We start from the raw sequence: 18010 nt of genomic DNA on the forward strand, positions 1-18010 counted from the left end.
CCGTCCGAGGGGTCATTCAAGAGGTCACGTACCCGGGCGCACCCGGCGTAATCATGCTAAGCATCCTTGGCAGCTGTTTGTCGACCTCGAGGAGAAGTGAGTCGTGCGGGTTGCGTCAGGGGGAGGGCGACGCGTCATCCATGAGAAGCAGCGCATCAATGCCAGCGGCGACTCCCCAGGACCGTCACAACGGCGGTGATGGCGATGCCGAGGCCGATCGGGACGCTGAGATGGATCTGGAGCAGGAGTACTCCGATGGCGGCCCCGGCGAACATGGCGAGGACAGCGCCCAGCCGTCGGTTGAATAACCGGGGCCGTTGCTTGCCCACAAGTGACTCTCCGGCGAGGGAAGTTATGGTGGAAGTAATGACCACTGTGGTCATGTCTCGTACGCCCAAATGCCGCGCAATCAGGGCCTGGGAGCCCATATGCATGGCGATAACGGCGGCAACAATGGCACTAATGGACTGCCGGCCGACGTCTTCCACGATGAGAGAGATCGCGGCGGTTCCCGTCAATGCGATACAACCCGCTGTGAGAAGGAGCGTGACCCTGCGGTTCCAGCCTTTCGGGCTTGACTGGAGCGTAAACCCGGCGACCGCCGCGCCGAGGAGAAAGGCGCCAAGTGCTACCAGTGGGCCCAAAGTTGGCAGGTTCGCCGCCCCGGCCAATGCCATCGCAAGAATCACCACGTTGCCGGTCATGTTTCCGGTGAAGACGTGATCAAGTCCAAGGTAGCCGACCGCGTCAACCACACCTGTAACGAGCGTGAGGGCCATCATGAGCATCAGTCGGAACTTTTCGGGAGACGACGCATCTTCTTGTTGGGTAGAGGCGATTTTGGTATCTGAGTTGGCTACGGCTGATGTCATGGTTTATGGGATCCTTCAATCGTGAGGGGTGGTCTCTATGACGACCCCTCAGACATGCTTGTTGATGGTTTTAGGTGGACTGGCTGGCAACTAAGGCGATGCCGTCGCTCCGGGGATCCGCGCGCGGACGGCGGGAGTTATCCTCCCGCCGTCGTGAGCCGTTCGGTTTGCCGCCTCGCATTGTTGGCGCGGCGCTTAGCCTTCAAGCTTGGAATGCTCGCCCAGCCGGTGCCATGAGCGGTTGTGGTAGACCAGAGCGTCGCCGGGATCGCCCGCTTGGACGTCACGCATCACGCGGGACTCCAAGGCGTGAACGGCGATGATTGTGGAGGTCCCCACCTCCATGCGATTGATGACGGCGCAGCGCACCCATGCGCGGACATCGTCATACACCGCTTCGCCGGTTGCAAGGGCCGACCAGCGGTGCGTCTGGTCAAAGCGGTCGGCGCCGGGGGTCGCTCCAAACTTCGCCAAGTCGACGTCGTGCGCGTCCAGCAGGTGCACGACGACGGTTTCGGCGCGCGAGAGCACCTCGGACGCAGAGGACAGTGCCGAGACCGAGAAAATCAGCAACGGAGGTTCCGCACTCACTGACACCACCGACGAAACCGTCAGCGCCACAGGTCCTTCGCCGGCATCCGCCGTAATGACGGCGACACCCCCCGGGTGGCCGCGGAACAGTGCTTTGAATTCGTCGGCCGAGAGGGAGGACGGAAAGCTTTGCTTCGGAGCCTCGAGCCACGTGTCTGCGGGGTAGGCGTGAAACATCGTTATGACACCCTGGGGGCGGAGCGGGCGAGTTCCTCGCGGACAATTCTGGTCCCTGCGCTGAGGGCACTCAGTTTGGCCAGTGCGACGTCGCGGGGGAACGGTGCCATGCCGCAGTTGGAGCTGGCGATGAGCTTGTCCGCATCGACGAACTGCAGGGCCTTGCGGAGCGTGTTGGCGACTTCCTCCGGGGTCTCGATGGTCTCGCTTGCCACGTCGATTGCCCCGAGCATGACTTTCTTGCCGCGGAGGAGCTCGATGAGGTCCATGGGAACGTGGGAGTTCTGGGATTCCAGCGAGATGATGTCGATGCTGGACCTCTGAAGCAACGGGAACGTTTCCTCGTACTGGCGCCACTGCGAGCCGAGCGTCGCCTTCCAGTCATTATTCGCCTTGATCCCATAGCCGTAGCAGATATGCACGGCGGTCTCCGCGCGCAGCCCTTCTGCCGCTCTCTCAAGCGCAGCCACGCCCCAGTCCTTGACCTCATCGAGGAAGACGTTGAACGCGGGCTCGTCGAACTGGATGATGTCCACGCCGGCCGCCTCCAGCTCTTTCGCTTCCTGGTTCAGGATTGCAGCGAACTCCCAGGCCAGCTTCTCGCGGCTCTTGTAGTGGTCATCGAAAAGAGTGTCCACCATGGTCATTGGACCGGGCAGAGTCCATTTGATCGGCCGGTCGGTGGTTGCGCGGAGGAACTTCGCGTCGTCGACGAATACCGGCCGCTCGCGGCGCACCGGTCCGACGACGGTCGGCACGCTCGCGTCGTAGCGGTCGCGGATGCGCACGGTCTTGCGCTGTTCAAAGTCGACCCCGCTGAGGTGCTCGATGAAGGTGGTGACAAAGTGCTGGCGGGTTTGCTCGCCGTCGCTGACGATGTCGATGCCGCGTCGGCTCTGCTCGTGGATGGCAATGCGCAGCGCATCCTGCTTGCCCTCGATCAGCGTGTCTTCGTCCAGTTTCCACGGGGACCAAAGAGTCTCCGGCTGTGCGAGCCACGATGGTTTCGGCAGGCTTCCAACAACGGTGGTGGGCAAAAGTGTGTTCATGATTGACGTTTCTCCGTGGGTCAGTTGACGAGAGCGGGGTATTTGGCGGTCCACTGGTCCAATAGATCCTTGTGGGGCGTGATGAAGTGTTCCTCCGTGTACTTCGCCTGAGTGATCGCGAGCTGACTGCGCTCGACGCGGTCGTAAGCGATCTGGGTCCGCGAGTAATCCTGCTCTCCCAGGTTCGGCTGGTAGACGACGGCGGCGGCGGAGTTCGCGTTGTAAATCTCCGGGCGGTAGATCTTCTGGAACGTCTCCATGGTGCTGATCGTGCCGATGAGCTGCAGGTTGGAGTAGTCGTTGAGCAGGTCGCCGCGGAAGTAGAAGGCGAGCGGCGCAACGCTGCCGCGTGGCATGAAGTAGCGGACCTGTAGCCCCATCTTTGCGAAGTACGCGTCCGTCAGCGAGAACTCGTCCTGCTGGTACTCGACGCCCAGGACCGGGTGGCGGTTCTCCGTTCGCCGGTACGTCTTGCTCGTGGAGACGCTGATGCACACCACTGGCGGCTGCGGGAAGCGTTCCTGGCATGCCGGGGAATTGAGGAATTGCTGGAACAGTTTGCCGTGAAGATCGCCGAAGTCCTCGGGAACGGTGGGCTTGCCTGCCGCTGCGGACGCCGCTGGCAGTACGACGCTGAAGTCGAAGTCACGGACGTAGGAGGAGAAGTTGTTCCCCACGATCCCTTGGTGGCGGACCCCGTTCAGCTGGTCAACGATCTGGATGTCTAGAACCTCGAACAGTGGGAACTGCTGATCCGTACCTTCTGCAGTGAACTCGATCTGCACGGAAACGATTTCAAGCTCGAGGGTGTAACGGTCCCGGTCCGGGTTGTCCCAGCTCGCGAGATCGTTGAAGCGGCGCCGAATCATGGTCAAGGCGTTGCGGAGGTTCTCCTGGCGGTGCTCGCCCCGTGCCAGGTTGGCGAAATTCGTGGTGATCCGCGAGCCTTCCGACGGGGAGTAGTCCTCGTCGAAGGGAGTCGTGGTGATACTGAAGGTGAAGTCGTCTGCCATGTGATGCCAATCCGTTGATGGGCCGGAGACGGCCTTTCCGAGGGGTATGTATTCATGGTGCAGCCTTCTGTGGGGTATCAGGTAACTAGTGCTTGCTATGCATGCCTATAGAATCTTCCTATGGCCCAGATTTCGAGCGGATTGACCCTGCAGCAACTCCGTTACTTCATAGAGGTTGCAGCTGAGGGTTCGATCTCCGCGGCCGCCGACCTTCTCTACGTAGCGCAGCCGACAATGTCTGCGGCGATGAAGGACCTTGAGGCCCGGGTGGGCCGTGCGCTCCTGGTTCGCTCTGCCCGCGGAGTCACCCTCACCGCCGACGGGGTGGAGTTCCTCGGTTACGCGAGGCAAGTGGTGGAGCAGTTCGCCCTCCTCGAGCAGCGCTACCTCGGCAGGCCACCGCGGCGACGCCTGCTCGGTGTGTCGACGCAGCACTACTCGTTCGCGGTGGACGCCTTCGTTCGGATGGTCAAAGCCACTGAGGTGGCCGAATACGAGTTCTCGCTGCGTGAATCCCGTACCTGGGACATCATCGAGGATGTCCGGACGCTCCGCAGCGAGATAGGGATCCTCTACCGGAATGATTTCAACCGGAAGGTCATCGACAAGCTGCTCCGGGAATCCGGGCTCGCGTTCACTCCTCTTTTCCTCGCCGATCCGCACATTTTCATTTCACGGAACAACCCGCTGGCCTCAAAAGAGCGTGCGACTCTCGCCGATCTCGCCGACATGCCGCGGCTAACCTTCGATCAAGGTGCGAACAACTCTTTTTACTTCGCCGAGGAGATTCTCTCCACCTTGTCCAGTAAGCAGGAGATCCGGGTCTCTGACCGTGCCACGATCTTCAACCTCATGATCGGGCTCCACGGCTACACGATCTCGACGGGTATCATCAGCGGGCAGCTCGACCCGGAGATCGTCGCGATTCCGCTGGACGTTGACGAACGCATCGAGATCGGCTGGATCGGCCACGCCTCAATCCCCCTCACCGACCAGGCGCAGCGCTACCTCAGAGAGTTGCGGGCCGTCGTCGCTGAGTTCGGCGTGGCGCTACTCGATTGACTGCAGTTGGGCGAGAAATGTCCAAAATAGGTCAACCCGACACCTTGGATGCGAGAACTCCCGTACTTTAAGAGCCGACAACGAACGTTCTGTAAAGCTGAATCCGCCGACCCGAATCGTTCACGCCGCCACCCACATCACCGCGGTCCCGTCCCGTTGAAGGTGAGGCCGAGCAACGCGTTTTCGGTGACTTCGGGCAGTGCGGGGTGGATCCAGTACTGTTTGGCGGCGAAGTCGCGCACGTCGAGGTCGAAGGCCAGGACGGTGATCATCTGTTGGATGAGAGTGGATGCTTGGGGTCCCATGTAGTGGGCGCCGAGGAGTTTGCCGGTGTCGCGGTCGGCGATGAGTTTGCAGATCCCGGTGGTGTCCTCCAAAGCCCAGCCGTATGCGACGTCTCCGTAGTCCTGGATTTTGACGGTCAGGTTGTAGCCGTTTTCGCGGGCTTGGGCTTCGGTCATGCCCACGGTTGCGATTTGCGGGTTGGTGAACGTGGCCGCGGGAACATGGTCGTGCGGCATTTTTCGGAGGTTGTCCGGGTTCAGCAGATTGTGGCGCACGGAGCGCATCTCGGCGTTGGCGACGTGCTTGAGCATGTAGGGGGAAGAGACATCGCCAAGGGCCCAGACACCGGGCGCGGAGGTTGACCGCCCGTACTCGTCGACCTTGATGCGTCCATGCCCATTCATCTCGATCCCGCCGGCGGCGGGGTCCAGCAGGTCCCCGTTGGGGATGCGCCCCGTGGCTACCAGCAGTACCTCGCCGGTGGCGGAGGTGCCGTCGTCGAGCCTGACTGTTATGCCTTGGTCTGTCTGCTCGGCTCCTATGGTGCTCCGGCCCGGCCGGATGTCGAAGCGTTTGGCGGCCAGGGCGTTGAACCGGTCGTGGAGGTCGTGATCCAGATGCCGCAGGAGCGTTGAGCGGGGAATGATGGTGACGTCGGTGCCGAGGGCGTCGAACACGTGGCCGAACTCCATGGCGATGTAGCCCCCGCCAATGATCACCAAGGATTTGGGCAACTCCGGCAGCCGCATGATGTCCTCGTTGGTGTAATACCGCACGCCCGAAGCTGCGATGGCATCGGGAATCATGGGCCTGGAGCCGGCGGCGATGACTACCTGGTCACCGGAGATGGTTTTTTGGTGGGCGCCTTCACCTATGCGCAAAGTACGTTCTCCGACGAAAACGGCGTGGTGGTCGTAGACGTCGATGTTTGGGCTCCGCGGGCCACGGCGGTAATCCTCGCCTGAAGCGGCAATGGGGTCGATCCGTTTTTCAAAGATACGCTCGACTATGCCCGGCCAGTCCACGGAGTTGAGCTGGGCGTCGAGGCCCAGTTGCTTGGAGTCAGCAATCTCCAGTGCGGTGTCGGCAGTGTGAACGTACATCTTTGACGGAATGCAGCCGACATTCAGGCAGGTACCACCGAACGTTCCTTCTTCGATGATCGCGATCGACCGGTCTTCGAACTCCGGTCCGGGAATCGAGTTCCCGGACCCGGTGCCGATGATGATCAAATCGTAGTGCCGGTCCACGGCGATGTCGCTGGCAGCGGTGTCCATTTGGTGATCCTCACTCTGGGCTTCTCTCCACCCTAGTGAACCAATGGCGAGTGGGCCGGGGGATCGCGCGCCAAGATCCGGTCACGTACAGTGAACACCCACGCCCCACCCAGCGCAGGAGAACCATGAAAATCGTCGTCATCGGTGGCAGTGGCCACATCGGCTCGTTCCTCGTTCCCAGGCTAGTGCGCGGCGGCCATGAGGTCATCAACATCACCCGCGGCACCAGCACGCCCTACATCGACACCCCCGAGTGGCAGCAGGTCCGCCAGGTCACCGCGGACCGCGCGCAGGAGGACCGGGAGGGCACTTTTGGTGACCGGGTCGCTGACTTGGGTGCCGACGTCGTTGTTGACCTGGTGTGCTTCACGCTCGACTCAGCCACGAACTTGGTGAACCGGCTCCGCGGCGAGGTGGGTCATCTCCTGCACTGCGGGTCCATCTGGCGCTACGGTGCGAGCCGGAAGCTGCCCATCTCTGAGGACTCGCACTCCACTGCGGAGCCGCTGGATGACTACGGCATCCAAAAACGCGACATCGCCCGGATGCTGAAAAAGGAAACGGCCGACGGCGGTCTGGTCACCACGTCGCTGCACCCCGGACACATCGTAGGGCCGGGCTGGCATCCGGTAGGCCCACTGGGGAATTTCGATCCTTCCGTCTGGGAACGGATTTCCGCCGGACAGCCCCTCCAGATCCCGGGAAGTGGCACGGAACTGATGCACCACGTCCACGCCGACGACCTCGCCCAAGCCTTCGAAAAGGCCATCCAGCGGCGGGAGGCGGCTGGCGGGGAGGACTTCAACATCGTGGCTCCATCGGCCCTGACAGTTCGCGGCTACCTGGAATTTGCGGCGTCGTGGTTCGGGCAGGAGCCGCACTTTGACACGGTCAGTTGGGACGATTTCCGCGGGACGACCACGCCGGAAAACGCTGACACGAGCTGGGCCCACCTCTCCCGCAACCACTGCGTCAGCATCGAAAAGGCCAAGGCGCTGCTGGGGTATGCGCCGCGGTATGAACCGGAACAGGCTGTCCGCGAGGCACTGCAGTGGCTGATCGGGAACAACAGGCTGCCCGTCGAGAGCCCATTGAGGGCTTAATCCCGCCTACCCCATGTACAACCCCAGCCCCAACCCCGAAGCTTAAGAAGCAAAAGGGGGAGCTTCATGGATAAGGTGCCACGCCTCAACGTGACCGACAGCCGGCTGGATCATGCGTTCTTCATCCTAGGCGGTGCGGCAACCATTTGGCTTGCTTTCCTGCTGGTGGGCGAAAGCTTTCAGCTGGGGTGGGGCCAAGTCTGGTTCTACGTCGTTTTCTGGGCGTTCCTCGCGTACTTGCTCCTGCCCCGACTACACCGCATCCTCACCACGATCTACGTTCCCGGGTACTTCATTGGACGCGCCAGGACCAGTGATGGACTGCTGGGTGATCCCGTGAACGTTGCGTTGCTGGGCGCCGAAACCCAGATCCACGCCATCATGCGGGCCGCCGGTTGGACCATGGCCGACGACGTCACCTTCGCCAGCAGCCGCCGAATCATCAGTTCCACCATTTTCCGGCAGAGCTATACAGAGGCGCCGGTGAGCCCGCTCTACCTGTTCGACCGCCAGCAGGACTTCGCCTACCAGCAGGAAGTGGACAACAATCCGGGCAAACGCCACCACGTCCGTTTCTGGCGCTGCCCCGAAGGTTGGCTCCTCCCCGGCGGGCACAAAGTGGACTGGCTTGCCGCCGGAACCTACGACCGCAGCGTCGGCTTCTCACTCTTCACGCTGCAGGTCACACACAAGATCGAGCAGAACACAGACGTGGAACGGGACCATATTGTCTCTAGCGTTTCGGCTGCAGAGCCAGCCGTCGCGGTGCAGGTCATCGAGGACTTTTCCACCGGCTACCACTCGCGCAACGGCGGCGGCGATTCGATCTCCACCGACGGCGACCTTCCCATTGTCGATGCCCGCAGCGTCCGGGTGCCCACCGATCAACTTCCCCGTCAGACTGACAGTCGCGACAGGCGGCCCGCGCCCATCATGATGGGTGCGGCGTTGGTTGTCGCCAGGTCCCTGGCCGCCTTCGTCCTGGCGCTCACCCTTTTGACCTCGGGCGGCGACATTGAGGGCGTCACCTTCGATGACAGCTCAACAGACCCACAAACCACGACGGCGGCACTGGTCACCGTGGCGGTCATCGTGCTGCTCTTCGGACTCGGTGAAGTCTTCCTTGCTTGGCGGATTTTCCTCGGCAGCAATGGTGCCCGCGTGATTGCGATGGGCTTGAGCTCCATTTCGATCGTGGCCCAAGCCGTCGACTACTCCACGGGGAGCGCCAATCTCACTCTCGAAGCCGGCCTGTCCGGTCTGGCGACGGACATCCTGGTGCTCCTGGCGTTGTCGAGCCAGCGGGCCAGGGTGTACGCCAAACGGCAGCGGGTTCCGGCGGTCCCGCCGTCGGTGGTGTCCAGGCGCGTGCCTTCCTGACGGTGAGTGCCGCCGGGAAACGCCAGGCCTCATGGTGGCCGATTCGGTCAACAAGAAATGGTCAATAGACTGGCTGGGCCCGTCATGTGCGCCATGCCGGGTCCGAACACTGAATTGGGGACCCACGTTTTGACTGCAGAAAATCCGAAAATCACCGTTGTTGTGCCTACCTACAATGAGCGGGAGAACTTGCCGGTTCTTGTTGCCCAGCTCGATGGGCTTGGGATCACGAATCTCAATATCCTGGTAGTGGATGACAATTCTCCCGATGGCACCGGGGCGGTGGCTGACCAACTGGCATCGGATTCCAAGGGGAACGTGTCCGTCTTGCACCGCAAAGAAAAAGATGGGCTGGGGCGGGCTTATGTCGCAGGAATGACCAAGGCCTTGGCAGAGAACTCGGACGTTGTCATCCAAATGGACGCAGACCTCTCCCACCCCGTCTCGGCCATCCCCACGATGCTTGACCGGATCCGCACCTCCGGCGCCGCGCTGGTCATCGGCTCGCGCTATGTCGCCGGCGGGTCTACGGCCGCGGAATGGCCGTGGTATCGCAAGGCACTCTCGGCTTGGGCCAACTTCTATGTGAGTGCGATCCTGGGCCCGAAGATCAAGGACGCAACGGCGGGGTTCAAAGCCTGGACGGCTGATGCCTTGAACCGGATTGACGTCGCAACCGTTCGCAGCGATGGCTACTCATTCCAGGTAGAGATGAACCACCGAGCCGTCCGTCAGGGACTGAAGATCGCCGAGGTACCTATCCACTTTGAAGAACGCGTGGAAGGTGCTTCCAAGATGAATCTCCGCGAGCAGTTGGAGTCCGCGCTCACGCCGTGGAAACTTCGCTTTCAAAGGTAGGGCGGCCCGGCACTACGGTGAGTGCCGGCGTCGGACGTTGCTGCCCCGCTACGGCGTCGTTGGGCAACGACGGAACAGCGGGGCAGCGACGGGGAAACGCTAGGCCGTGACGGCCAGGGCGTCGATCTCGACCAGCATGACCTCGTGCGGCAGGTCCACGAACACCGTGGTGCGGCTGGGCAGCTGGCCGCTGGGGACGTTCTCGCGAATGAACTCGCCGTAGACCTCGTTCATGGCGGCGAAGTCGTCGCGGGTGGTGAGGTAGACGCGGAACATGAGGACGTCTTCAACGGAGGAGCCGCCGGCTTCGAGGATGGCCTTGACGTTGTCCAGGGTGCGACGGGTCTGGACGCGGACGTCGCCTTCGCCGATGTACTGGTTGGTGGCGGGGTCCATGGGTCCCTGGCCGGAGACCTGGAACATGCCGCCCTTCTTGATGCCCTGGGAGAATACGTGCGCCGGGGCGGGGGCGTTTTCGGTCAGTACTACGGTCTTTTCACTCATGCTGAGTTCCTTTCGTGGCTGATCCAGCCGAGGTCGTTGGAGATGGCCTCGGTGCTGGCTTTGAGGTCGGGCAGCAGCTCAAGCAGGCCTTCATAGCTGAGCATGACTACCGGTACCGAACAAGAGGCTGCGGCTACGACGGCGCCGCTGGCATCGCGGATGGGGGTCGCGATGCAATGCACGAAAGCTTCGTGCTCGGCGTTGTCGTGGGCCCAGCCTTGGTCCTTGACCCGCTCAAGTTCGGCCAGCAAGGCCTCCGGCGAAGTCAAAGTGTTCTCGGTAACTTTGATGTAGTCCAGCCCCGCCGCGATCTTTTCCTGCCGGCTGCGCGGCATGTCGGCGAGGAGGACTTTGGACACGGCGGCCGAGTGCAACGATGCAGTGAGGCCGATGCGTGAGTACATGCGGACGGGGTGGTGCGACTCGAACTTGTCGATGTACACCACCTCATTTCCTTCGAAGGCGGCGAGGTGCACAGTGTGCCCGGTTTTTCCGTTGAGCTCGGCCAGGTGGGGGTGCGCGACCTTGCGGATGTCCCGCTGCTCCAGCGCCAGCGAGGACAGTTCGAACAGCTTGGAGCCGAGCATGAACCGCTGGTCCTCGTCGCGGACCACGAAGCGTTTCTCCTCCATGGCGTGCAGGAGCCGCATCACGGTGGTTTTGTGCACGGCGGCCTTGGACGCGAGCTCGTCCAGGGTTGCGGGTTTGGCGGCGAGTTCGCCGAGCAGGTCGATGGCCCGCATGAGGCTCTGGCTCAAGGTGTCACGCTCCGTTTGCTGAATTGTCCGTCTTCAACATGGATAGCAGCCCAGGCGTCATCCGAAGAATCGAGGATGGCTGCGAGCTCGGCGGCGTCGGGCAGCGGGCCGCGGTCGCCGTGGACGGTCAGGGTGCAGGCAGCGGCAACATGGCCTCTGCGCAGGCTCTCCTTTTGGCCGAGTCCGAACAGCATGCCGCTGAGGTAACCGGCGGCGAACGAGTCGCCGGCACCTACAGGCTCGACGACGGCCACCGACAATGCGGGTACCTCTTCCCGGGTGCCCCCCGGGTCAGCGCTCGAACGGGTGAGCGCTATGGCGCTGATCGCCTCGTTCTTGATGACCAACACGTCCGGGTCCGGCATCATGCGGCGGAGTTCGGCTTCGTCGGTGGTGCCGAAGGCGTGCTCGGCTTCGTCTTTTCCAACCAGCACGACGTCGGCCAGGTTCGCCAGCCGCTGCAGGACGGAACGGTCTTGGCCCGCCCATAAGGCGGAACGCCAGTTGACGTCGAAGCTGATGGTCCGGCCGTTCCGGGGTGCGCTCAGGATGGCTTCCAGCAGGGAGAGGCATTCGGGGGAGAGGGCTGCGGTGATCCCGCTCAAATGGATGAGCGCGGCGTTCTCCAGCAGTGATGACACGTCAGGGTTGGAGAGCGTGTCGCGTCCCATGGCCGAGGCCGCAGATCCTTGCCGGTAGTACAAAACTGAACTGCCGCCGTCGGGCGCCGAGTCCTGGGCAGGCACTTTGACGTACAGGCCGGTGGGTCGCACGGGGTCCACCTCCACGCCGGAAACCCCCACGTAGTGGTCGCGGAGTTCGTCCAGGATGCGCGTGCCGAAGCCGTCGCGGCCCACGCGGCTGACCCAATGGGTGTCCAGACCCATGGCTGCGAGGCCCATGGCGACGTTGGACTCAGCGCCGCCGATCCCGAAGTGCAGTTCGGTTGCCAGGTGCAGCGGAACGGCGTTGACAGGGGTAAGCATGGCCATGGTTTCGCCAACGCATACAGCTGAAAGCATCGTTCTCCCGCACTTGTTTGTGCCGCCAAGCGGCCTTGACTCTCGATCCGCCACCATGTTAGACATATCACCATCAGGTTTGCAACCAGCGTTGCAAAATACGCAACGCATGAACTGTAACGCAACGCATGAACCGGCGGCCACTATCCCGCAGCCGCACTATCGCAGCACCGCGAAGGGAACGAAACGCGTGAACACCTCCGAAGCCATCTCGGCATCCGCCGTGAAGGACCTTGCCGAACGCCGCCTCGACTGGCGCCACAAAGCCGTGCCGGCAAGCGAAAACGGGACCACCCACGCGGACTTCCTCGCCGCCAAGCACACACTGGCAGACCTCCAGACGCCGCTGCTGACACTCGATGCCGACGCGCTGACGGCCAACGCTGACCGCCTCGCGAACTGGTGCGCCGAAAAGGGCGTGCTGCTCGCCCCGCACGGAAAGACCACCATGTCCCCGCAGCTCTGGGCCGAGCAGTTGAACCGTGGCGCATGGGGCATCACGCTGGCCAATTTCGCGCAGCTTCGCGTGGCCCGGGCTTTCGGTGTCCGGAACCTGCAGCTCGCCAACAGCCTCACGGATCCACGGGCCATCGAGTGGGTGGCGTCCCAGGACTCCACGATCCTGTCCTGGATCGACTCCCCGGGAACCGTCGACATCATCAACCGGACCTTGGCCGGCAGCGATGCCGTCCTGGAGGTCCTGGTGGAACTCGGCGCCCACGGCGGCAGGACGGGTGCACGCGGTGTGGATGCCGCCATGGACGTGGCCCGCGCCATCTCGGCCTCGCCGAACCTGCGCCTGGTGGGGGTCAGCGGTTACGAAGGCTCGCTCGCGCACACAGCGGACGACGCCGGCCTGGCCGCCGTCCGTGGCTACCTCGCCCAGATGCGGCTGCTTCACGAGCGGTTGCTCGACGAGGGACTGTACGGTTCCAGCGACGTGATCCTCACCGCGGGCGGCAGCGCGTACTTTGACGACGTGGTCTCGGTCCTGTCGCCGTGCATCAACGACGGCTCATCGTCCGAAGAAAAGCGCGTGGACCTTATGATCCGCAGCGGCGCCTACATCATCCACGACGACGGGTTTTACCGCGGGATCTCCCCCTTCTCCCGGGACGGGGATCAGCCGTTCACAGCCGGAATGCACGGTTGGGCCCGTGTTGTTTCCCAGACGGAACCCGGCTTGGCCATCCTTGATGCCGGCAAGCGTGACCTCCCCTTCGATGAGGGGCTGCCCGAGCCGCAGCTCATCGGACCAGCCCTGGGTGATGCCATGACGCCCCTGGTCGGAGCTGAAATCACGTCAGTTAACGATCAGCACTCCTTCATGACCTACGACGCCGCCACCACCACTGTGCGCCCCGGCGACGTCGTGCGCCTGGGCCTGTCACACCCGTGCACCGCGTTCGACAAGTGGACCGTCATTCCGGTCCTCGCGGGCGCTGCATCCGCAAACAGCACAGGCGAGCAAACCGTCGTCGACCTCATCCATACCTTCTTCTAGGACGCCATGAAGACCCTGATCAGCAACGCCACCCTGGTGGACGGAACCGGAGCGGACCGCCGCCCCGCAGACGTCCTCCTGGATGGTGCGGTGATTGCCGCGATCGTCGACGCCGGGACCCTCACCGCCGCGGAAACCGGCGCGGACCGTGTCATCGATGCCACAGGACTGGTCCTCAGCCCCGGTTTCATCGACATGCACGCGCACTCGGACCTGCAACTGCTGGTCAACAGGGACCACTACGCCAAGCTCAGCCAGGGCGTCACCACGGAACTGCTGGGCCAGGATGGGCTCTCCTATGCGCCGGTGGACGACGCCACGCTCGCCGGTGTCCGGGAGAAGATCGCCGGCTGGAACGACAACCCGGCCGACTTCGCCTGGAACTGGCGGACGGTCGGAGAGTACCTGGACCGCCTCGATCAGCTTGAAGACGGCGGCCGCATCGCCACCAACGCCGCCTACCTGGTACCCCAGGGAACCGTCCGGGCCATGGTGATGGGCTTCGCCGAGGGTGACCCCACCCCGGAGCAACAGCAGAAGATGCAGGACGTCATCCGCACAGCGATGGAGGACGGAGCCGTGGGCATGAGCTCCGGGCTGACCTACACCCCGGGCATGTACGCGCAGACCGAAGAACTCGCCGGGCTCTGCCGGACAGTAGGGGAGCTGGGTGGCTTCTACGCGCCGCACCACCGCTCCTACGGCAAGGGTGCGCTGGACGCGTACGCCGAGATGATCGGGCTGAGCCGCGACACCGGATGTGCCCTCCACCTGTCCCACGCCACTATGAACTTCGCAGAGAACAAAGGCCGCGCCGGGGAACTCCTGGACCTGATCGACTCCGCGCTCGACCAAGGCGTGGACATCACCCTGGACACCTACCCCTACCTCCCCGGGGCCACCACGCTCTCGGCGATCCTCCCCAGCTGGGCCTCGTCCGGCGGAACGGATGCCACCTTGGCGCGGCTGGCAGATCCGGAAACCCGTGCGCGCATCCGTGAGGCCGTGGAGATCTACGGATCCGACGGCTGCCACGGCGTGGTTGCCGAGTGGGACACCCTGGAAATCAGCGGCGTCCAGAACCCGGCGCTCGCCGGTCACGTGGGCAAGACCATCAGGGACATCGCTTCCGCAGCGGGCCAGGAGCCCTTCGACGTCTTCGCGAGCATCCTCACCGAGGACCGCCTCGGCACCGGCATCCTGCAGCATGTGGGCCACGAAGAAAACGTGCAGGCGATCATGAAGCACCGCACCCACACCGGTGGCAGCGACGGACTCCTGGTCGGCGCCAAGCCACACCCCCGCGCCTGGGGCACGTTTCCCCGCTACCTCGGCCACTACTCCCGCGACCTGGGACTGCTGAGCCTCGAGGAAATGGTCCACCACCTCAGTGGCCGGCCTGCCGCACGACTCAAGCTCCACAAGAGGGGACTGGTCCGCGAAGGCTACGCGGCCGACGTCGTGCTTTTCGATCCGGAAACCATCCGCGATACCGCCACTTTTGAGAACCCCCGCCAAGCCGCCAGCGGCATCCAGTACGTCTTCGTCAATGGCACGGCAGCGATCGACGGCGGCAACCCCACCGGCGCGCGCGCCGGCCGCGCCCTGCGTCGCAGCAGCGACGGCCTCACCCGAGAAGGAAGCAGCACCCCATGACCCCCGAAGAGTTCGTCCAGCAGCTCGAAGCCGACCGCACCCTCGCCGTGGTCCGCGCGCCCTCCATCACGGACGCCGCGGATCTCTGCAGGGCACTGGCCGACGGCGGCATCCGCAGTGTTGAGCTGACGTTCACCACCCCGGATGCACTCAAGCACGTCAAGCGTGCGGCGGAGACCGCAGCGGAGCATGGTGCCGCCGTCGGAATTGGAACGGTGATGACCGCCGACCAAGCCCGTGCAGCGATCGACGCCGGCGCGCAGTTCCTGGTGACGCCGGGCCTCCGGCCCGAGGTCGCCGCCGTCGCCGCGGCTGCGGGTATCCCCTTCAGCCTGGGCGCCATGACCCCCACCGAGGTGGCGCAGGCCCTGGACCTGGGTTCAGCCGCCGTCAAGATTTTCCCCGCCCGGCAGCTCGGTCCGGCGTATTTGAAGGATTTGCAGGGCCCCTACCCCGGGATCCGCCTGCTGCCTTCAGGGGGCATCGATGCCTCCAACGCCAAGAGCTACCTCGACGCCGGTGCTGCCGCAGTCTGCTGCGGCACCAGCGTAGTCCCGCCCGCGGCAGTTGCCGCAGGCGACTGGGCAGACATCGCGGCACGTGCCGCCGCCTTCACCGGCACCCTCAAGTAGGACTCACCCAGAAAGATACGCCCATGAATGAATTCCTTGAATGGCTGCGGCACGACACCGCCGGCCTGCTCCTCCTGGCGGGTGCAGGCATCGCCCTTCTGCTGTTCCTGATCATCAAGGTCAAGCTCGAGCCGTTCATCGCCCTGGTGGGAACGGGTGTGATCGTGGCCTTGGTGGGCGGGATCTCCGTGGAAGCGCTGGTCGGTTCGGCCACCAAGAGCAGTGACGCACTTATTGAGAAGGGCTTCGCGGGCATCCTCGGCCACATCACAGTGATCATTGGCCTCGGTACCGTCCTTGGCGCGATCCTCGAACGGTCCGGCGGCGCGGAAGTGCTGCTGGGAAGGCTCGTGAAGATCTTCGGCGAAAAGGGCACCCCGCTGGCTATGGGCATCACCGGCTTCGTGCTGGGTATCCCGGTGTTCTTCGATATCGGCATCTTCGTCCTGGCGCCCCTGGTGTACGTCGCTGCCATTCGTGGCGGCAAGTCACTGGCACTGTATGCCCTGCCGCTGCTGGCAGGCCTGTCCGTCACCCACGCTTTCCTTCCGCCACACCCCGGCCCCGTGGCCGCTGCCGGACTGTTCCACGTAGACCTTGGCTGGATCATCCTCATGGGCCTGATCTGCGGTATCCCAGCGTGGTTCGCCTCCGGTATTTTGTGGGGCACCTACATTGGCAAGCGCGTCATGGTCTCAGTCCCCGAGGACCGGATTGTTGCCGAAGCGGACACCGCCAAGGGCAACGAACCCTCCATCGGCCTGGTCCTGCTTGCCATCGGCCTGCCCATGATCCTCATCCTCGGCGGCACGTTCGGTAACATCTTTGCTCCCGCCGGTGTTTTCCGGGACATCCTCCAGTTCTTCGGCAACCCGGCCATCGCACTCACCGTGGCCGTGCTCCTGGCCATGTGGCTGTTGGGTATCCGCCGCGGCATGACCTCCGCCGAGCTCAGCGAAATCACGGGCTCGTCGTTGCGTCCCGTGGGCATGATCCTGCTGGTTGTTGGCGCCGGTGCGTTCTTCGGAGCGGTGCTGTCGGCTACCGGTGTGGGCAAGGCCGTGGCGGATTCGCTGGCCCAGGCCGGCCTGCCGATCATCCTGTCCGCGTTCGTGATCAGCGCAGGGATGCGCATCGCGCAGGGCTCGGCAACGGTGGCGATCGTGACCACTGGCGGCATCCTCGCCCCCAGCCTGGCCACGGGTTACTCCCAGCCCCAGCTCGCACTGATCGTCGTGGCCATCTCCTCCGGCTCCATCATCGCCAGCCACGTGAACGATGGCGGGTTCTGGATCATCTCCAAGTACTTCAACATGTCCGTCAAGGACACCCTGAAGACGTGGACCGTGCTGGAGACCGTGCTGTCCATTGTTGGCTTCGGAATGGCGGCGCTGCTGTACACCTTCGTAAGGTGAGGTTCCCGCACACCAGGTGAGGGCCGGCGTCGTACGCTTCGTCCTGCAAGCCGTGCCGCCCCCACCAACGTTGAAACTGAAACGGCCCCGACACACCTGCGCAAGGGTGTGTCGGGGCCGTTTGCGAGTCAAAGAAGGTGGTGGCGGCGCGGGAAGAAACCCGGGCTTAAACAAAGAGCTCCGGAGTGCGTTATTGGGGGATACGCACTCCGGAGCGGTCTTTGAGCAGGGGCTTTCACCGGCCTGCAGTAATTACTCTACGTTGCCCAGGACCCCATTGCCACCACCTCGAATAAGTACTTTCGCTTTAGTTTCGATGGGCCGCTTCCTGCCTCTTTTTCTGGGGCACGATCAGCACCGGGCGGCGCTGGTGATGGCTGAGCCAAGCCGCAACCGAGCCGTTCAGGGCCTCGGAAATACGGTGCCCCAAACCAGGCTCAGGGGTGCCCACAATGATCATCGACGCTTTGATGTCCTCGGCGAGCCGACCAAGGGCGCGGGCAGGATCCCCGGCAAGAAGACGCAGGGTCCAGTCAGCGGTTCCACCGTCAAGCGCGTCGCCGATGACCTTGCCCAAGTCCCCGCGAACCGCCTCGACGTCGGCCTGGTCCTTCTCGGGGTGCAACGACATCCGGTGCGCATCACGGGCCGGATCCCACTCGACGAGGTAGCTGGCCTCGTCCACGTACGCACAAACAAGCGGCACGCCCAGCTGTTCGGCCAAGGTCCGTGCCGTCTGGAGGACCTCCACATGCTGGTCCGGCAGCACTCCCACCACCAAGGGGATCGGTCCGCTGAAATCTTCTGCAGCCATACCCTTATTGTTGCGCCGCTGCGTGGTGTTGAACAGGG

At 63.5% G+C, this 18010-nt stretch carries 17 protein-coding genes; 8 read left to right on the forward strand and 9 right to left on the reverse strand.

What is annotated here, in order from left to right; translation table 11 throughout:
* Window positions 1–155: 155 nt before the first annotated feature.
* The 4 genes from AC5RU9_RS16720 to AC5RU9_RS16735 form a co-directional block, all read right to left on the reverse strand.
* Complete coding sequence (locus tag AC5RU9_RS16720) at window positions 156–872, reverse strand: YoaK family protein (protein WP_494017310.1); 717 nt, start codon at window positions 870–872, stop codon at window positions 156–158.
* Between the two features lie 195 nt (window positions 873–1067).
* Complete coding sequence (locus AC5RU9_RS16725; protein ID WP_494017311.1) at window positions 1068–1640, reverse strand: flavin reductase family protein; 573 nt, start codon at window positions 1638–1640, stop codon at window positions 1068–1070.
* 2 nt (window positions 1641–1642) lie between these two features.
* Complete coding sequence (locus tag AC5RU9_RS16730; protein WP_494017312.1) at window positions 1643–2689, reverse strand: methionine synthase; 1047 nt, start codon at window positions 2687–2689, stop codon at window positions 1643–1645.
* A 20-nt stretch (window positions 2690–2709) separates the two neighbouring features.
* The gene (locus tag AC5RU9_RS16735; protein ID WP_211710105.1) at window positions 2710–3702 is read right to left on the reverse strand and encodes a DUF1852 domain-containing protein; all 993 of its coding nucleotides are present in this window, start codon (window positions 3700–3702) and stop codon (window positions 2710–2712) included.
* 120 nt (window positions 3703–3822) lie between these two features.
* Between AC5RU9_RS16735 and AC5RU9_RS16740 the strand changes: the two genes are divergently transcribed.
* Window positions 3823–4764, forward strand: a complete 942-nt coding sequence (locus tag AC5RU9_RS16740; protein ID WP_494017313.1) for a LysR family transcriptional regulator — start codon at window positions 3823–3825, stop codon at window positions 4762–4764.
* 137 nt (window positions 4765–4901) lie between these two features.
* On the opposite strand, the gene mtr is transcribed toward AC5RU9_RS16740, so the two are convergent.
* Complete coding sequence (gene mtr, locus AC5RU9_RS16745; RefSeq protein WP_494017314.1) at window positions 4902–6326, reverse strand: mycothione reductase; 1425 nt, start codon at window positions 6324–6326, stop codon at window positions 4902–4904.
* Between the two features lie 125 nt (window positions 6327–6451).
* On the opposite strand from mtr, the gene AC5RU9_RS16750 reads away from it, so the two are divergent.
* The 3 genes from AC5RU9_RS16750 to AC5RU9_RS16760 all read left to right on the forward strand — a co-directional run bounded on the left by AC5RU9_RS16750 (window position 6452) and on the right by AC5RU9_RS16760 (window position 9667).
* Window positions 6452–7429 (forward strand): NAD-dependent epimerase/dehydratase family protein, encoded by a 978-nt coding sequence (locus AC5RU9_RS16750; protein ID WP_494017315.1) that lies wholly within the window; start codon window positions 6452–6454, stop codon window positions 7427–7429.
* Window positions 7430–7495: 66 nt separating this feature from the next.
* Window positions 7496–8809 carry an LssY C-terminal domain-containing protein gene (locus AC5RU9_RS16755; RefSeq protein WP_211710101.1) on the forward strand — a complete coding sequence of 438 codons (1314 nt, stop codon included), beginning with the start codon at window positions 7496–7498 and terminating at the stop codon, window positions 8807–8809.
* 93 nt (window positions 8810–8902) lie between these two features.
* Window positions 8903–9667 carry a polyprenol monophosphomannose synthase gene (locus AC5RU9_RS16760; protein WP_494017539.1) on the forward strand — a complete coding sequence of 255 codons (765 nt, stop codon included), beginning with the start codon at window positions 8903–8905 and terminating at the stop codon, window positions 9665–9667.
* Between the two features lie 99 nt (window positions 9668–9766).
* Here the strand turns inward: AC5RU9_RS16760 and AC5RU9_RS16765 are convergent, their stop codons facing one another.
* Genes AC5RU9_RS16765 through AC5RU9_RS16775 form a run of 3 tightly spaced genes read right to left on the reverse strand, consistent with a single transcriptional unit; the run spans window position 9767 to window position 11951 of the window.
* Window positions 9767–10171 (reverse strand): RidA family protein, encoded by a 405-nt coding sequence (locus AC5RU9_RS16765; RefSeq protein WP_211710100.1) that lies wholly within the window; start codon window positions 10169–10171, stop codon window positions 9767–9769.
* On the reverse strand, window positions 10168–10929 hold the full coding sequence (locus tag AC5RU9_RS16770) for an IclR family transcriptional regulator (RefSeq protein ID WP_249183920.1): 762 nt from the start codon (window positions 10927–10929) through the stop codon (window positions 10168–10170). The genes AC5RU9_RS16765 and AC5RU9_RS16770 overlap by 4 nt, the downstream gene beginning before the upstream one ends.
* On the reverse strand, window positions 10926–11951 hold the full coding sequence (locus AC5RU9_RS16775; protein ID WP_211710099.1) for a sugar kinase: 1026 nt from the start codon (window positions 11949–11951) through the stop codon (window positions 10926–10928). The genes AC5RU9_RS16770 and AC5RU9_RS16775 overlap by 4 nt, the downstream gene beginning before the upstream one ends.
* A gap of 190 nt (window positions 11952–12141) precedes the next feature.
* On the opposite strand from AC5RU9_RS16775, the gene AC5RU9_RS16780 reads away from it, so the two are divergent.
* Genes AC5RU9_RS16780 through AC5RU9_RS16795 form a run of 4 tightly spaced genes read left to right on the forward strand, consistent with a single transcriptional unit; the run spans window position 12142 to window position 17158 of the window.
* Window positions 12142–13455, forward strand: coding sequence for an alanine racemase (locus AC5RU9_RS16780; protein WP_494017316.1), 1314 nt, complete (start codon window positions 12142–12144; stop codon window positions 13453–13455).
* Window positions 13456–13461: 6 nt separating this feature from the next.
* On the forward strand, window positions 13462–15111 hold the full coding sequence (locus AC5RU9_RS16785; RefSeq protein WP_494017317.1) for an N-acyl-D-amino-acid deacylase family protein: 1650 nt from the start codon (window positions 13462–13464) through the stop codon (window positions 15109–15111).
* Window positions 15108–15743 (forward strand): bifunctional 4-hydroxy-2-oxoglutarate aldolase/2-dehydro-3-deoxy-phosphogluconate aldolase, encoded by a 636-nt coding sequence (locus AC5RU9_RS16790; RefSeq protein ID WP_211710096.1) that lies wholly within the window; start codon window positions 15108–15110, stop codon window positions 15741–15743. Before AC5RU9_RS16785 ends, AC5RU9_RS16790 begins: the two co-directional genes overlap by 4 nt.
* A gap of 23 nt (window positions 15744–15766) precedes the next feature.
* On the forward strand, window positions 15767–17158 hold the full coding sequence (locus tag AC5RU9_RS16795) for a GntP family permease (protein ID WP_211710095.1): 1392 nt from the start codon (window positions 15767–15769) through the stop codon (window positions 17156–17158).
* 307 nt (window positions 17159–17465) lie between these two features.
* Here AC5RU9_RS16795 and AC5RU9_RS16800 read toward each other — a convergent pair whose 3' ends face one another.
* On the reverse strand, window positions 17466–17972 hold the full coding sequence (locus AC5RU9_RS16800; RefSeq protein ID WP_494017318.1) for a universal stress protein: 507 nt from the start codon (window positions 17970–17972) through the stop codon (window positions 17466–17468).
* Window positions 17973–18010: the final 38 nt, after the last annotated feature.

This window comes from Arthrobacter sp. B0316-5-4 (assembly GCF_059090325.1).